Consider the following 14,392-nt stretch of genomic DNA (forward strand, 5'->3'; position numbering starts at 1 on the left):
TGCAGTAACCCTGTGGGAGGGGCGGTGCGCCGATGCGACTTGCCCCGCGAAGAGGCCCTCGGGCTCAGCGCAGGCCCAACGGCCCTTTCAAGAATGCATACAACCCCGCCGCGCTCTTGCGATAACCCTCTGCGGTGAGGTGCACCAGGTCACCCCGCGCCAACCCGCCGTCCTGCCAGGCCGCAATCGAACACGGCCCGCCCATGTAGCGCTGCCAATCCCAGAACAACGCCTTGTGCTTGTGCGCCAGCTGCCGCTGGATCCGCACCACGGCCGCCAACGGCTGTGGCTGACGCGCCGCGCAAGAGCGCGCCTTGCGCTGCTTGATCGAATCCGGCGGCCCGACCAGCAGGATCGCCGCGCGCGGCAGGTCCTGGCGCAGCCGCGTCAACGTGGCGTCCAGTTGTGACTGATACAGGTCCAGGTCGAGTTTGTCGTCGAACGCCTCATTGGTGCCATAGGCCAGAATCAGCAGGTCCGGCCGCAGCGCCTTGAGGCTCTCCTGCCAACCAGCCTGCCACTTGTCCACAACCTCCAGCCGGGCACCATTGATGCCCAGCGACGAATAGGTCACGCCAGCGTTCTTCTGCCCCTGCAGGTACCAACCGCCGAGGGCCACGCCCTGCCCTGCCTCCACGCTCATCTGCAGGGGCAGGCCGAGGTTGACGAAGGCCGGGCTGAACCGCCATTCGCCGCCCGTGGCCGGGAGCATGCGCCGCTGGTTGCCATTGGCGACCAGGGTAGCGTTGGCCGTCGCCTGGTACAGCGCCGACACCTTGTAGCGCTGCGCGTCGGCGTCACGGGCTTGCAGCTTGACCATCGGCCGCGCCGCCTGCGGCAGCGACAGGTAGCCACCCAGGGGGAACTGGCTACTCTGCTGGTTGCGCGCCGACACCAACTGCCACTGGCGCGCTTCGCTGTTGATGATCACCCGGTCGTTGCGAATCCCCGGCACCGAAGTGGCCGGCACCAGGCCGATCCCGCCGTCGCCGTACTGCGCTTGCAGCAAGCGCCGCAGTTCACCACTGAAGATGTCGGCAGCGGTGTGCGAGTCGCCCAGCTGGACGATCGCCACCGGCGCCCGCGCGCTGTTGCGCAGCTTGCCCGCCAGCAGCACGAGGTTGCCGTCCTGACTCGCCTTGGGCACCGCGGCCAGTGTGCTCGCCTGCGGCTGGGGCGGCGTACTCACGCCCGCGCTGCAACCCGGCACGGTGCTGGTCAGCAGGGCCAGGCCCAGCAGGTGAAGCCATTGACGCATGTTAATGTCCTGTAACGGTCAGGCCGGGGAAACTGATCAGCGCCAATACCTGCGCGGCGATCATCTTCTGCCCGGTAATGGTGAAATGCACACCGTCGTCGTAACGCACCTTGACCCGCTTGCCATCTGCCGCCTGCACCGTGAACGAGAACTGCTCGTCAGGGTAGCCGAGGAAGGGGTTGGCCGAGACGAAATGCTGGCCGTACACCGCCGCCTGTTGTTGATACAGGCCGCTCAGGTAGGCCATTGCAGCAGACAAGCGTGGCTGGTTCATGTTCGGCGGGCCGACCCAGATAACCTGCACCCGATGCTGGCGGGCCTGCTCGAGCACCGAGTCGATGCGTGCACGATAGGCCAGTTCCCACTCCGGCGACTTGAAGCGCAAGAACGGCTTGCCCTTGCCCTGCGGCATGTCCCACGGGTCATTAGGGCCGAGGAACACCACCATCAGGCGAATGTTCGGCTCGCGGGCCAGGGTATCGGCCACCGTCTTCGGCCAGTTGAAGAAGCCCGGGTAAGCCAGGCCGGTGCTCTGCCGGCTAAGGTTGACGGTCTTGATCTGGTAGCGTTTGCGCAGGCTGTTGGCCAAGTGCGGCGCCACCCCTTGCATCAGCGAATCACCGACCAGGAACACCTCGTCACCGGCCGCCAGCGCAGCCAGGCTGCCCACTGGCAACAGGGGCGCCGGCGGGGGTGGATGGCCAGGCGGGGGTGGCGGTGGCGGGGCAAACCCCGGTGGCGGTGGCGGCGGCATGCCGCGGCTCGGCGGTGGCGGCGGTGGCGGCGCGGTCATCACCTGCATGGGCCGGGCTGCCGGTGGCGGCAACGGATGCTCGAGGTCGACCGTCACCACCGGCATGCTCGGCGCCAGCACGCGGGTATCCGGGGCCTCGGCCACCTGGGCCTGGCGCGCGAGGCTGTCAATGAAGCTGTCGCGGGCATCGGCCAGCGCCAGGGTCAGGTTGCCACCCAGGCGCCATGCCGACCATTGACCGACCACGGGTATCTCGCAGCTCTGGTGGTACTTCTGCTGGCAATACAGCTTGATCGAGTCCTGGTTCAGCCAGAACAGGATCGCCGTGCAGACAACGATGGCGTACAGCGCCCTGGCCGCACCCAGTTGCACCCGCAACAACGCCTTGCTATCAGAAACTGGCATAGATGAACCCCGGCACACCCGACTGCGAAGCGAAAATCACCAGCGACACGAACAGCGCCAGCGGGATCGGATACAGCTGCCACGGCAAACGCTGGCCAGCCGCGAAACCAGGCCGCAGCAGCGCCAGCCACTGTGGATAACTCGCCACGTAGAGCACGCAGGCGAGGATCATCAGGCCGGTCGGCGAGTTCAGCCCGGCCAGGCTGAGCTGAGCGATGTCGCCGAGCATTTCCAGGGCGCCATCCAGCGTCGGGCTGCGGAAGAAGATCCACGCGAAGGCCACGTAATGGAAGGTCAGCAGGCGCGCCAGCAGCCCTGCCGCCGGCAGCCGAGCAAAGCCTGGGCAGAGCTGGCCGAACAGTTTGTACAGGGCCAGGCCGAGCCCGTGCAACGCGCCCCAGATGATGAAATTGACACTCGCGCCATGCCACAGGCCGGACACCAGCATGGCCAGGAGCATGTTCAGGTTGCCGCGCCACACGCCCTGGCGGTTGCCGCCCAGCGGGATATACACGTAGTCGCGGATGAAGCGCGACAGGCTGATATGCCAACGCCCCCAGAATTCCTTCAGGTTGTGTGCCGCATAGGGCGCGTTGAAGTTCTCCGGCAGGCGGAAACCGAGGAGCAGGGCAATGCCGGTGACCAGGTTGGTGTAGCCACTGAAGTTGAAATAGATCAGCAAGCTGTAGCCGTACACGCTGAGTAGCACCTGCTCGGGGCTGGCGCTGCCCGGGGTGTCGAACACCGGATCGACCCACTCGCTGCCCAGCCAGGCGCTGAGGAAGAACAGCTTGACCACCGCCAGCGCGATCAGGCCCAGCGCGCGATGCGGCTCGAGGACCTGGCGCATGGCAGCCGGGCGAATCTGCGGCAGCATGTCCAGCGCACGGTTGACCGGGCCGGCCACCAGGCTGGGGAAGAACGCCAGGTACAACGCCAGGTCGAACGGCGTGGCGGGGCTCAGCTCGCGGCGGTTGATCGAGACCAGGTAGCTGACCGAATGGAAGGCATAGAACGACAGGCCGATCGGCACCAGCAGCTCGATGATCGGCAGCGACACCGGCAACCCCAGCGCCGCCAGGGCGGTCTGCGCACCGTTGACGAAGAAGTCCTGGTACTTGAACAGGTAGAAGCAGCCCAGCACCAGCGTCAGCAGCAGCACGCCATTGAACCCGCGTCCGGGGTGCCGTGCGGCGAGCAGCCCAAGCAGGTACACCAGCAGGCTGTAGCCCAGCAGGATCAGCAGCGACTGCAGGCTGAAGCTTGCCACCAGGGCATAGCTGGCCGTCAGCAGCAGCGCGTTCTGCAGCCGCACACTCCAGCACAGGCTCCAGTAAAGGAGGAAGAACAGCGTGAAGCAGAGGCCGAATTCGATCGAAAGGAAGCTCACAACGTAGTCCGTTACGTGACGTCAGAGGGGGGCCGCGCCAAAGCCATGCAGGCCCCGGCGCAGAGCGCGCGGGATTATGGCAGAGGGGTCACGGCGCGACAATCGGACGCGCTGGCAAATTGCAAGATGATGGCCACAACGTTAATGCAACAAAATGCGACAAGGGCGCTCAGGGTATCGCACGCTATCGCGGGAGCGGCCTTGCCCCTCGCTGACGGCCTCGCTGGCACCCCTGTGAATACGCCTCCAGCCCGCCTTTGCGAGCTTCGCCAATTTGATCCGAATGCCCCGCTCTGCTAGTGTCGCGCCGTTATGAACGCCACCGAGACAGTCGCCATGGCCCGCAAAAAAACCTCCATCGATTTCGAGCAATCCCTCGCTGACCTGCAAGCCCTGGTCGAGCGCCTGGAGAACGGTGAATTGTCGCTGGAAGAGTCGCTGGCCGCCTTCGAGCAAGGCATCGCCCTCACCCGTGACTGCCAGGGCGCCCTCGCTCAGGCGGAGCAGAAGGTGCAGATCCTCCTCGAGCGTGACGGCGAGCTGGCCGCGCAGCCCTTCGACGCGGAGCCCGAGGCATGATCAGCGCCTACCAGGCGACCTGCCAGGCCCGCGTCGACGCTGCCCTCGAGCCGCTGTTCCACGCCCCCTCCGCTGAACTGCAACGGCTCTACGCCGCCATGCGCTACAGCGTGATGAACGGTGGCAAGCGCGTGCGCCCGCTGCTCGCCTATGCCGCCTGCGAGGCCTTTGGCGTCGCCCCCGAGCAGGCCAACGGCGCGGCCTGCGCGGTTGAGCTGATCCATGCCTATTCGCTGGTCCACGATGACCTGCCGGCGATGGACGACGACGACCTGCGTCGCGGCCAGCCGACCACCCACAAGGCGTTTGACGAAGCCTGCGCGATCCTGGCCGGCGATGGCCTGCAGAGCCTGGCCTTCAGCGCCCTGCTCGACGCCAACCTGAGCCCGCAGTCGGATGCCACCCGCCTGGCGATGGTGCAGACCCTGGCCAAGGCCGCCGGCCCGGCCGGCATGGTCGGTGGCCAGGCGATCGACCTTGGCTCGGTCGGCCTCAAGCTCGACCAGCAAGCGCTGGAGTACATGCACCGGCACAAGACCGGCGCGCTGATCGAAGCCAGCGTGCGCCTCGGCGCCCTGGCCAGCGCGCGCGCCGAGCCGGCCCAGCTCGAGGCCCTGCAGGTGTACGCCCAGGCGATCGGCCTGGCCTTTCAGGTGCAGGACGACATCCTCGACGTGGAGAGCGACACGGCTACCCTGGGCAAACGCCAGGGCGCTGACATAGCTCGTGACAAACCGACCTACCCGGCCCTGCTCGGGCTGGAGGCGGCCAAGGCGTATGCACTCGAGTTGCGCGACCAGGCGCTGCAGGCCCTCGATGGCTTCGGCGCAAACGCCGAGCCGCTGCGGGCGCTGGCCCGCTACATCGTCGAACGTCGCCACTGAGGCGATTCTCGCAACCCGGTGACAGCGCATAGACCCGCTGTCACAGGGTTTGCAGTGTCCTCACCTGCATGGGCAGCTTCCTACACAATGGGGTAAACTGCCGCGTCTTCAAACCTATAACGACTCGCCTGATGCCCACGACGTTTCAAGAGATCCCCCGCGAACGCCCGGTCACCCCGTTGCTGGACCGCGCCGACACGCCCGCCGGTTTGCGCCGGCTGGCCGAAGCCGACCTGGAGAACCTGGCCGACGAATTGCGCCAGGAGTTGCTCTACACCGTCGGCCAGACCGGTGGGCACTTTGGCGCCGGCCTCGGCGTCATCGAGCTGACAGTGGCCCTGCACTACGTCTTCGACACGCCGGACGACCGTCTGGTGTGGGACGTCGGCCATCAGGCCTACCCGCACAAGATCCTCACCGGCCGCCGCCAGCGCATGCTCAGCCTGCGCCAGAAGGACGGCATCGCCGCCTTCCCGCGGCGTGTCGAGAGCGAGTACGACACCTTTGGCGTCGGCCACTCGAGCACCTCGATCAGTGCCGCGCTGGGCATGGCCATCGCCGCCCGCCTGCAGAACAACCCGCGCAAGTCGATCGCGGTGATCGGTGACGGCGCACTGACCGCCGGCATGGCCTTCGAGGCGTTGAACCACGCCCAGGAAGTCAACGCCGACATGCTGGTGATCCTCAACGACAACGACATGTCGATCTCGCGCAACGTCGGCGGCCTGTCCAACTACCTGGCCAAGATCCTCTCCAGCCGCACCTACGCGAGCATGCGCGAAGGCAGCAAGAAGGTCCTCTCGCGCCTGCCCGGCGCGTGGGAAATCGCCCGTCGCACCGAAGAATACGCCAAGGGCATGCTGGTCCCCGGGACGCTGTTCGAAGAGCTCGGCTGGAACTACATCGGCCCGATCGATGGCCACGACCTGCCGACCCTGATCGCCACCCTACGCAACATGCGTGACCTCAAGGGCCCGCAGTTCCTGCATGTGGTGACCAAGAAGGGCAAGGGCTTCGCCCCGGCCGAGGTCGACCCGATCGGCTACCACGCCATCACCAAGCTGGAGCCCGCCGACAAGCCGGTGGCGCCCAAGCAGGCCAGCGGGCCGAAGTACTCGGCGGTGTTCGGTCAGTGGCTGTGCGACATGGCCGCCGCCGACAATCGCCTGGTGGGCATCACCCCGGCGATGAAGGAAGGCTCCGACCTGGTCGACTTCAGCGAACGTTATCCACAGCGCTACTTCGACGTGGCCATCGCCGAGCAGCACGCGGTGACCTTGGCTGCGGGCATGGCCTGTGAAGGCGCCAAGCCGGTGGTGGCGATCTATTCGACCTTCCTCCAGCGTGCCTACGACCAGCTGATCCACGACGTCGCGGTGCAGAACCTCGATGTGCTGTTTGCGATTGACCGCGCCGGCCTGGTCGGCGAAGACGGCCCGACTCACGCGGGCAGCTACGACCTGTCGTACCTGCGCTGCATCCCCGGCATGCTGGTGATGACCCCGAGCGACGAGAACGAGCTGCGCAAGATGCTCAGCACCGGCCACCTGTACAACGGCCCGGCGGCAGTGCGCTACCCGCGCGGCACCGGCCCGAACGCACCGATCAGCGGTGATCTGCTGCCACTGGAAATCGGCAAGGGCGTAGTCCGTCGTCAAGGCGAGAAAGTCGCCTTGCTGGTGTTTGGCGTGCAGCTGGCCGAGGCCCTGCAAGTGGCCGAGCGGATCAACGCGACCGTGGTCGACATGCGTTTCGTCAAACCACTGGATGAAGCCTTGGTGCGTGAACTGGCCGCCAACCATGAGCTGCTGGTGACCCTCGAAGAGAACGCCATAATGGGCGGCGCGGGCGCGGCGGTGGGCGAGTTCCTGGCCAGCGAAGCGCTGCTCAAGCCGCTGTTGCACCTGGGCCTGCCGGACCTCTATGTCGAGCACGCCAAGCCTGCGCAGATGCTCGCCGAGTGCGGGCTGGATGCGCCGGGGATCGAAGCGTCGGTGCGCGCACGGATGGCCAAGCTCGGGCTCTGACGCCTGGGGCTTAGCTGGGCTCTGGCGCGCTCGCCTCGAGCAGCGCACAGAGCGTGGCGATAGCCTCGATCATCTGCCCGCTGGGGCGCTCCAGGCCCTTGTCCGGCACCACCAGCAGGTGCTTGCCGGCCGTCGCGCGCAGCCGGGGCCAGGCCTTCCAGGCCTGCAACTGCGCCTCGTCACCCGCCAGGATCACCTCGGGGTCACGCGCCAACACCGACTCGACGCTCACCAGCGGGGCTGGTTGCGGCAGGTCAGCAAACACATTGCGCGCGCCACAGACGGTCAGTGCGTCGCTGACGATCTGCTGCCCACCCAAGGTATACAACGGCGTGTCCCAGACCTGGTAGAACACCGTCAGCGGCCGCTCGCGCCGATAGCGCTCGCGCAGCCCTTGCAGGCGCTCACGCAAGCCGGCCACGTAACCTCTGCCCTGCTCCGCTCGGCCCACACGCACCGCGATGGCTTCGATGTGTTCGAGCGATTGCGCGAGGCTGCTGGCTTCAGCGCTGAAGGTGGCAATGCCCAAGCGGCGCAATTGATCGCGCTGCGCTGCGGCGACGCTGCCCGGCCAGAGCAACAGCAGGTCTGGCTTGAGGCTGAGCAGCCGCTCCATGTCCAGCTGGCCATGGCGCCCCACTGACGGCAACTGCGCCAACGCCGCCGGCCGTTCGCCGCCATCGAGCACGCCCACCAGCAGGTCATCGGCCTGCAGTTCGAGCATGATTTCAGTCATCGAGGGGGCCAGGCTGACCACCCGCAACGGCTCAGCGGCACGCACGCCACAGGCGATCAGCAGCAACAGGCAGCAGAAGACGCGCATCAGCCCAGCTGGCGCGGAATACGATAGAGGTAGAGCAGCACGACCGTGGACAAGGCCATGAGGACCTGCGCCACCGCCTCCAGCCCGACCAGCACTGACAACGCGGCGACCCAGGCGGGCAGGCAGGCATAGACCATGGCGAGGCGGCGCACCCGCGCCAACTCGATCCAGGCCGCCGGCTCTTCCGCCGTGCCGAGCACCTTGGAAGTGGCGATCAACGCCCGCTTGTAGGCGCCGAAGCGCGGCAGGCTGAGAAACATGCTGGCGGCGCCGGCGATGAACAGCGGCATCGCCAACACCGGGATCAAACCCTCGCCGCCACCAAAGGCCCAGGCCATCACCGGCAGCGGCAACAGGCCGACCGCCAGGTACTGCCACCAGGCCAGGGCCAAGCGCCGCTTGACCTCGCCTCGGGTCACGCCTGAGGCACCTCGCCCTGGTGCTCGGTGCCCATCATGTGGCCGAGCTTGCCGGCCTTGGTGGCCAGGTAAAGACGGTTGTGCGGGTTGTGGCCGGTGTGCAGCGGCACGCGCTCGGCCACGTTGATGCCCATGCTGGTCAGCGCCTTGACCTTGCGCGGGTTGTTGGTCATCAGGCGCAGGGCCTTGATACCCAGGTGCTCGAGCATCGGCAGGCACATGGCGTAGTCACGCTGGTCGGCGGCGAAGCCCAGGCGCTCGTTGGCCTCGACGGTATCGGCGCCACCGTCCTGCAGCTCGTAGGCGCGGATCTTGTTCAGCAGGCCGATGCCACGGCCTTCCTGACGCAGGTACAGCAACACGCCACGGCCTTCGCGGGCGATGGCCTGGAGCGCGGCTTCCAGCTGCGAGCCGCAGTCGCAACGCTGGCTGAACAAGGCATCACCGGTCAGGCACTCGGAATGCAGGCGCCCGAGCACCGGTTCGCCGTCTGCGATATCACCCAGGCTGAGCACCACGTGCTCACGGCCGGTGGCTTCGTCAAGAAAGCCATGCATGGTGAAGGTCGCGAAGGGCGTCGGGAGTTTCGAAGCGGCAACAAAGACGACGGGCACGTTGTGCTCCTGATAAGTAACTTGGAATTTCACGTGGGGCGATTGTATCAGCAGGCTCGCGTGCGTGCGCAGGCTGAATATCGCGACTCAAGATCGAAAAGTTCGATGCTTATTGGAGAATGTGCCGGCGGTCAATGCGGCCGGCTGTCCGCGGCAAACGGATAAGGCTGTTGCCAACGCTCGAAGATCGCCTTCAACTCGCCATTGCGCACCAGCACTTCCATGCGCTGGTCGAACAACGCACTCAGCGCCTTGCCCTGCTCATTGCGGGCAAATGCCAGGTACAGCGGCAACTCGGCGACATGCGTGCGGCGAAAGCGTGCCGGCTCAGGCGACTGCCCTTGCACGTACTCGACTTCGGTCAAGGCATCAATGTAGAAGTCCACGCGCTCATGCTCGAGCATCGGCAGGATACCCTCGCGGCGCTGGATTTCACGGTACTGGCGGACATTCGGCAAATAGCTGGCGTAGTTGTAGCCACGCACCCAGGCCAAGCGGTACTGGCCGATGTTCTCGGCCGTCGGCACGGGCTTGCTGGCCAGGCCCAGCGCGTAGATGTGGTCCATGTCGAAGTGCCAGCGCGGGTAGAGATTGTCTGTGCTCTCATCCTTGTACGACCCGACCCAGGCATCCGCCTCGCCACGCTTGACCAGGCCCACAGCGCGGCTATACGGCGCAGCCTGCAGCGAGACCTTGACCCCGGCGGGCTCGAACACCTTGCGCAAGACGTCCCAGGCCAGGCCCGTGCCGTCAGCGTTGGTGTAGTCGAGCCACTCCTCGCTGACCAGGTGAACCTGCGCCGGACGCACCGGCGCGGCAGCCATCGCTGCACTGCCGCCGAGCAGCAGTACCATCGCCAGCAACGCAGTCCTCACGCCCATCTAACGCTCCCTGTATCAGGCAACCGCCCAGACCAGCACCTGCATGCCCAGCCAGGCGAACACGCCCGCGAGGACATCGTCGAGCATGATCCCCACTCCGCCATGCACATGCTTGTCGATCCAGCGGATCGGCCAAGGCTTGAGTATGTCGAAGAAGCGGAACATCAGGAACCCTGCCAGCAGCCATTGCCACCCTTCCGGCACCAGCCAGAGGGTGATCCACATGCCGACCATCTCGTCCCAGACAATGCCCTCATGGTCGTGCACGCGCAAGTCGTTGGCAACCTTGCCGCACAGCCAGAAGCCGAACAGCATGGTCACCCCGAGCAGCAGCCAGTAGCCCCAGTCGGGCAGCATCTGCCACAACGGAATGAACGGCAGCGCCACCAGCGAGCCCCAGGTACCGGGGGCCTTGGGCAAGGTGCCAGAGCCGAAGCCAAAGGCGATGAAGTGCCACGGGTTGCGCCAGACCGAGGGCGGAACGAACTCCGCAGGCACCTGGTTGGGGTGGTCGGTCACGGTGTCTCCCTAAAGTGTTGATAGCCCCGCTGCTGCGGGGTGATGTCCTGGCCCTGCGGGTCGCGCAGGCTGACCCCCTCGCCGTCGAGCGCGCGCCCGATGACATGGAACGGCACGCCGCTGGCGCGCAGGGATGAAAGCTGTGCTGGCGGCAAGGTAAACGCCAGCACATAGTCGTCGCCACCGGTCAGCGCCGCGTGGCGGGCAGCCTCGACGCCGAGAAAGCCCTCCAGCGCAGGTGACACGGGCACCTCGGCCAGGTTCACCTCGAGCGCCAGCCCAGAGGCCTTGGCGATGTGGCCACAGTCGGCCAGCAGGCCATCGGAGATATCCAGTGCTGCCGTGGCCTTGCCGCGCAGGGCCTGGCCAAGGGCGAACTGCGGCGAAGGCGACCAGTAATGGGCCAGCAACGGCGCACTCAGGCCAGCCTCGGCCTGACGCTCGCCGAGCACCAGTGGCAAGGCGCCGGCGGCATTGCCCAGCGCGCCGCCGACGCACAACAGATCGCCCGCCCGCGCACCCGCGCGCAGCAGTGCCTGCCCAGCCGGAACCCGGCCAAACACGGTCATGGTGATACTCAGGGGGCCGCGGGTGGTGTCGCCGCCAATCAGGCTCAGGCCACAGTGTCGGGCCATGCGGTCGAGGCCCTCGGCATAGGCTTGCAGCCACGCCGCGCTGACCTCGGGCAAGGTCAGTGCGAGGGTGAAGCCGATGGGCGTGGCGCCCATCGCCGCCAGGTCGCTGGCGGCTACGGCCAGCGAGCGCTGGCCGAGCAGCAGCGGGTCGCAGACATGCGGAAAATGCACGCCGGCGACCAAGGTATCGGTGGACACCGCCAGCCGTTCACCGGCGGGCACGTCCAGCAGGGCGCAGTCGTCGCCGATCCCCAATGCCACGCCTTCGCCACCCTGCGCACAGGGCGCGGCAGCGAAGTAATGACGGATCAGCTCGAACTCACCCATGGCTCGTCAGCGCCTGATCAGCGCTTGTACGCCTTGACTTCCGCTTCGCGCAGACGCGGAGCGAGCTTGTCCAGGACACCGTTGACGAACTTGTGGCCGTCGGTGGCGCCGTAGATCTTGGCCAGCTCGACGCCTTCGTTGATGACCACGCGGTACGGCACGTCAGCACGCATCATGAACTCCCAGGTGGACAGGCGCAGAACCGCCAGTTCGACCGGGTCGAGTTCTTCCAGCGGGGTGTCCAGGCACGGCTTCAGGGCTTCGTCGATTTCGCCCTTCTTGGCCGGGACCCCATGCAGGATCTCGCGGAAGTAGGCGCCATCGATGTCGGCGAAATCGTTGTCGACCCGGAACTGCGCCTCGACCTCGTTCAACGAGTGCCGGGCCATGTGCCACTGGTAGAGGGCCTGGGTCGCGAGCTTGCGGGCTTCGCGGCGCTTGGCGCTCTTCGAGGGCTTGCCGGCATCCGCAGGTTTTGGATCGCGCGGGTTGAAACGATCGCTTTCGTCGCTAATCACTTGGCCTCCAACTGCGCCAGCAGGCTGACCATTTCCAGGGCGGACAGTGCAGCTTCAGCACCTTTGTTGCCAGCCTTGGTGCCGGAACGCTCGATGGCTTGCTCGATGGAGTCGACGGTCAGGACGCCGAAGGCCACCGGAACACCGAACTCCATGGACACCTGGGCCAGGCCCTTGGTGCATTCGCCCGCTACGTATTCGAAGTGCGGGGTACCACCACGGATCACTGCGCCCAGGGCGATGATCGCGTCGTAGGTGCCTTGTTGGGCGACCTTCTGTGCCACCAGCGGGATCTCGAAGGCGCCCGGGGCACGGATGATGGTGATGTCGCTTTCGCTGACGCCATGGCGTACCAGGGCATCAACGGCACCGCTCACCAGGCTTTCGACGACGAAGCTGTTGAAGCGGCCAACCACCAAAGCATAGCGACCTTTGGGGGCGATGAAGGTACCTTCGATGGTCTTCAGGGTCATTCCGGTGTTCTCATTTTAAAGAGCGAGGCCGCCCTAGGCGGCCTGCAGGAGGGTTTGGACACGAGCGTCAGGGCAATCAGCGCGCCTGTGTCACTCGGAGGGCACGTATTCTACAACTTCCAGATCGAATCCGGATATCGCATTGAACTTCATCGGCGAGCTCATCAGGCGCATCTTGCGCACGCCGAGGTCACGCAGGATCTGCGAACCGGCGCCCACCGTGCTGTAGGTGCTCGGCGTCTTGACCTGGGTTTCGCCCGCGCTTTCGCGGATATGCGCCAGCACCACGTCGCCGTCCAGCGGATGGCCCAGCAGCAGGACCACGCCGCTGCCGGCCTCGGCCACGGCGCTCATCGCGGCGCGCAGGCTCCAGCGGCCGGGCTGCTTGACCATCAGCAGGTCGCGCAGCGGGTCCATGTTGTGCACCCGCACCAGGGTCGGTTGCTCGGCGCAGATGTTGCCCAGGGTCAGGGCCATGTGCACGTCGCCCTCCACCGAATCACGGTAGGTGACCAGGTTGAACTGGCCCAGCTCGCTGTCCAGCGGCTGCTCGGAAACCCGCTGAACGGTACGTTCGTGGATCATCCGGTAGTGGATCAGGTCGGCGATGGTGCCGATCTTCAGGCCGTGCTCGGCGGCGAACACTTCAAGCTCGGCGCGACGCGACATGGTGCCGTCGTCGTTCATCACTTCGCAGATCACCCCGCTCGGCTCGAAACCGGCCATGCGCGCCAGGTCGCAAGCTGCCTCGGTGTGGCCGGCACGGGCCAGGGTGCCGCCCGGCTGGGCCATCAGCGGGAAGATATGCCCCGGGCTGACGATGTCGTCAGCCTTGGCGTCCTTGGCCGAGGCGGCCTGCACGGTGCGCGCGCGGTCGGCGGCGGAGATGCCGGTGGTCACACCTTCGGCGGCTTCGATCGACACGGTGAACTTGGTGCCGAAGCCCGAGCCGTTGCGTGGTGCCATCAAGGGCAGCTTGAGGGTCTCGCAGCGCTCACGGCTCATCGGCATGCAGATCAGGCCACGGGCGTGCTTGGCCATGAAGTTGATGTGCTCGGCCTGGCAGCACTCGGCGGCCATGATGATGTCGCCTTCGTTCTCGCGGTCTTCGTCATCCATGAGGATGACCATCTTGCCCTGGCGGATGTCTTCCACCAGCTCTTCAATACTGTTGAGCGCCACGCGGCACCCCCTTCTCGATCAGGATTTCAGGTAGCCGTTGGCGGCCAGGAAGCTTTCGGTGATGCTACTGCCCTTGCTCGGTTCGGCAGCCTTGTCACCCAGCAGCAGACGCTCCAGGTAACGTGCCAGCAGGTCGACCTCAAGGTTCACCCGACGCCCTGGGCGGTAGTCGGCCATGATGGTTTCGGACAGGGTGTGCGGGACGATGGTCAGCTCGAATTCGGCGCCATCGACCACGTTGACCGTCAGGCTGGTGCCGTCGACGGTGATCGAGCCCTTGTGGGCGATGTACTTGGCCAGCGCCTTGGGTGCGCGCACGCGGAACTGGATAGCGCGGGCGTTATCGCTGCGCGAGATGATTTCGCCGACACCGTCGACATGGCCGCTGACCAGGTGACCGCCGAGGCGGGTGGTCGGGGTCAGGGCCTTTTCCAGGTTGACCGGGCTGCCGCTCTTCAGGTCGATGAAGGCCGTGCACTCGAGGGTCTCGCGGCTGACGTCGGCCCAGAAGCCGTCGCCAGGCAGCTCGACGGCGGTCAGGCAGACGCCGTTGACGGCAATGCTGTCGCCCAGCTTGACGTCGCCCAGGTCGAGTTTGCCGGTGTGCACGTAGACGCGCACGTCGCCGCCTTTGGGCGTCAGGCTACGGATGGTGCCGATGGATTCGATGATGCCGGTGAACATGGATTTATCCTCGGAAACAG

16 protein-coding genes are annotated in these 14,392 nt (G+C 66.1%); 3 read left to right on the forward strand and 13 right to left on the reverse strand.

Annotated elements, in window-relative coordinates:
• Positions 1–64 precede the first annotated feature (64 nt).
• The 3 genes from CCOS865_RS03925 to CCOS865_RS03935 are packed head-to-tail and all read right to left on the reverse strand — an operon-like array spanning position 65 to position 3,807.
• Positions 65–1,258 (reverse strand): SGNH/GDSL hydrolase family protein, encoded by a 1,194-nt coding sequence (locus tag CCOS865_RS03925; RefSeq protein WP_119138125.1) that lies wholly within the window; start codon positions 1,256–1,258, stop codon positions 65–67.
• 1 nt (position 1,259) lies between these two features.
• The gene (locus tag CCOS865_RS03930; RefSeq protein ID WP_119138126.1) at positions 1,260–2,417 is read right to left on the reverse strand and encodes an SGNH/GDSL hydrolase family protein; all 1,158 of its coding nucleotides are present in this window, start codon (positions 2,415–2,417) and stop codon (positions 1,260–1,262) included.
• Positions 2,404–3,807, reverse strand: coding sequence for an MBOAT family O-acyltransferase (locus CCOS865_RS03935; protein WP_119138128.1), 1,404 nt, complete (start codon positions 3,805–3,807; stop codon positions 2,404–2,406). The genes CCOS865_RS03930 and CCOS865_RS03935 overlap by 14 nt, the downstream gene beginning before the upstream one ends.
• A gap of 336 nt (positions 3,808–4,143) precedes the next feature.
• Here CCOS865_RS03935 and CCOS865_RS03940 point away from each other — a divergent pair, with 336 nt between their 5' ends.
• The 3 genes from CCOS865_RS03940 to dxs all read left to right on the forward strand — a co-directional run bounded on the left by CCOS865_RS03940 (position 4,144) and on the right by dxs (position 7,297).
• Positions 4,144–4,386: an exodeoxyribonuclease VII small subunit gene (locus CCOS865_RS03940; protein WP_028690287.1), complete on the forward strand. Its 243-nt coding sequence runs from the start codon at positions 4,144–4,146 to the stop codon at positions 4,384–4,386.
• Positions 4,383–5,270, forward strand: a complete 888-nt coding sequence (gene ispA, locus CCOS865_RS03945) for a (2E,6E)-farnesyl diphosphate synthase (RefSeq protein ID WP_119138130.1) — start codon at positions 4,383–4,385, stop codon at positions 5,268–5,270. The genes CCOS865_RS03940 and ispA overlap by 4 nt, the downstream gene beginning before the upstream one ends.
• Before the next feature lie 131 nt (positions 5,271–5,401).
• Complete coding sequence (gene dxs / locus CCOS865_RS03950; protein ID WP_119138132.1) at positions 5,402–7,297, forward strand: 1-deoxy-D-xylulose-5-phosphate synthase; 1,896 nt, start codon at positions 5,402–5,404, stop codon at positions 7,295–7,297.
• A gap of 10 nt (positions 7,298–7,307) precedes the next feature.
• Here the strand turns inward: dxs and CCOS865_RS03955 are convergent, their stop codons facing one another.
• The 10 genes from CCOS865_RS03955 to CCOS865_RS04000 all read right to left on the reverse strand — a co-directional run bounded on the left by CCOS865_RS03955 (position 7,308) and on the right by CCOS865_RS04000 (position 14,372).
• Entirely contained in the window at positions 7,308–8,120 is an 813-nt protein-coding gene (locus CCOS865_RS03955) for a cobalamin-binding protein (protein ID WP_119138134.1), read from the reverse strand.
• Positions 8,120–8,539: an MFS transporter gene (locus CCOS865_RS03960; protein ID WP_119138136.1), complete on the reverse strand. Its 420-nt coding sequence runs from the start codon at positions 8,537–8,539 to the stop codon at positions 8,120–8,122. Before CCOS865_RS03960 ends, CCOS865_RS03955 begins: the two co-directional genes overlap by 1 nt.
• Complete coding sequence (ribA, locus tag CCOS865_RS03965; protein WP_119138138.1) at positions 8,536–9,153, reverse strand: GTP cyclohydrolase II; 618 nt, start codon at positions 9,151–9,153, stop codon at positions 8,536–8,538. The genes CCOS865_RS03960 and ribA overlap by 4 nt, the downstream gene beginning before the upstream one ends.
• A 131-nt stretch (positions 9,154–9,284) precedes the next feature.
• A complete protein-coding gene (locus tag CCOS865_RS03970; RefSeq protein WP_119138140.1) occupies positions 9,285–10,034 on the reverse strand; it encodes a substrate-binding periplasmic protein in 750 nt (249 codons plus the stop codon).
• A gap of 15 nt (positions 10,035–10,049) precedes the next feature.
• Entirely contained in the window at positions 10,050–10,553 is a 504-nt protein-coding gene (locus CCOS865_RS03975) for a phosphatidylglycerophosphatase A family protein (protein WP_119138142.1), read from the reverse strand.
• Positions 10,550–11,515 (reverse strand): thiamine-phosphate kinase, encoded by a 966-nt coding sequence (gene thiL / locus CCOS865_RS03980; RefSeq protein ID WP_119138144.1) that lies wholly within the window; start codon positions 11,513–11,515, stop codon positions 10,550–10,552. The genes CCOS865_RS03975 and thiL overlap by 4 nt, the downstream gene beginning before the upstream one ends.
• A gap of 17 nt (positions 11,516–11,532) precedes the next feature.
• The gene (gene nusB, locus CCOS865_RS03985) at positions 11,533–12,033 is read right to left on the reverse strand and encodes a transcription antitermination factor NusB (RefSeq protein ID WP_119138146.1); all 501 of its coding nucleotides are present in this window, start codon (positions 12,031–12,033) and stop codon (positions 11,533–11,535) included.
• Positions 12,030–12,506, reverse strand: coding sequence for a 6,7-dimethyl-8-ribityllumazine synthase (gene ribH, locus CCOS865_RS03990; protein WP_063424854.1), 477 nt, complete (start codon positions 12,504–12,506; stop codon positions 12,030–12,032). Before ribH ends, nusB begins: the two co-directional genes overlap by 4 nt.
• A 90-nt stretch (positions 12,507–12,596) precedes the next feature.
• Positions 12,597–13,688 carry a bifunctional 3,4-dihydroxy-2-butanone-4-phosphate synthase/GTP cyclohydrolase II gene (ribBA, locus tag CCOS865_RS03995; RefSeq protein WP_119138148.1) on the reverse strand — a complete coding sequence of 364 codons (1,092 nt, stop codon included), beginning with the start codon at positions 13,686–13,688 and terminating at the stop codon, positions 12,597–12,599.
• Between the two features lie 18 nt (positions 13,689–13,706).
• Positions 13,707–14,372: a riboflavin synthase gene (locus CCOS865_RS04000; RefSeq protein WP_119138150.1), complete on the reverse strand. Its 666-nt coding sequence runs from the start codon at positions 14,370–14,372 to the stop codon at positions 13,707–13,709.
• Positions 14,373–14,392 lie beyond the last annotated feature (20 nt).

Origin of the sequence: Pseudomonas reidholzensis, from assembly GCF_900536025.1 — a bacterium.
GTDB classification, from domain to species: Bacteria; Pseudomonadota; Gammaproteobacteria; order Pseudomonadales; family Pseudomonadaceae; genus Aquipseudomonas; species Aquipseudomonas reidholzensis.

Coding starts and splice junctions, on each gene's coding strand:
- CCOS865_RS03925 (WP_119138125.1), bottom strand. CDS start 1,258: ATGCGTCAATGGCTTCACCTGCTGGGCCTGGCCCTGCTGACCAGCACC.
- CCOS865_RS03930 (WP_119138126.1), bottom strand. CDS start 2,417: ATGCCAGTTTCTGATAGCAAGGCGTTGTTGCGGGTGCAACTGGGTGCG.
- CCOS865_RS03940 (WP_028690287.1), top strand. CDS start 4,144: ATGGCCCGCAAAAAAACCTCCATCGATTTCGAGCAATCCCTCGCTGAC.
- ispA (WP_119138130.1), top strand. CDS start 4,383: ATGATCAGCGCCTACCAGGCGACCTGCCAGGCCCGCGTCGACGCTGCC.
- dxs (WP_119138132.1), top strand. CDS start 5,402: ATGCCCACGACGTTTCAAGAGATCCCCCGCGAACGCCCGGTCACCCCG.
- CCOS865_RS03955 (WP_119138134.1), bottom strand. CDS start 8,120: ATGCGCGTCTTCTGCTGCCTGTTGCTGCTGATCGCCTGTGGCGTGCGT.
- CCOS865_RS03970 (WP_119138140.1), bottom strand. CDS start 10,034: ATGGGCGTGAGGACTGCGTTGCTGGCGATGGTACTGCTGCTCGGCGGC.
- thiL (WP_119138144.1), bottom strand. CDS start 11,515: ATGGGTGAGTTCGAGCTGATCCGTCATTACTTCGCTGCCGCGCCCTGT.
- ribH (WP_063424854.1), bottom strand. CDS start 12,506: ATGACCCTGAAGACCATCGAAGGTACCTTCATCGCCCCCAAAGGTCGC.
- CCOS865_RS04000 (WP_119138150.1), bottom strand. CDS start 14,372: ATGTTCACCGGCATCATCGAATCCATCGGCACCATCCGTAGCCTGACG.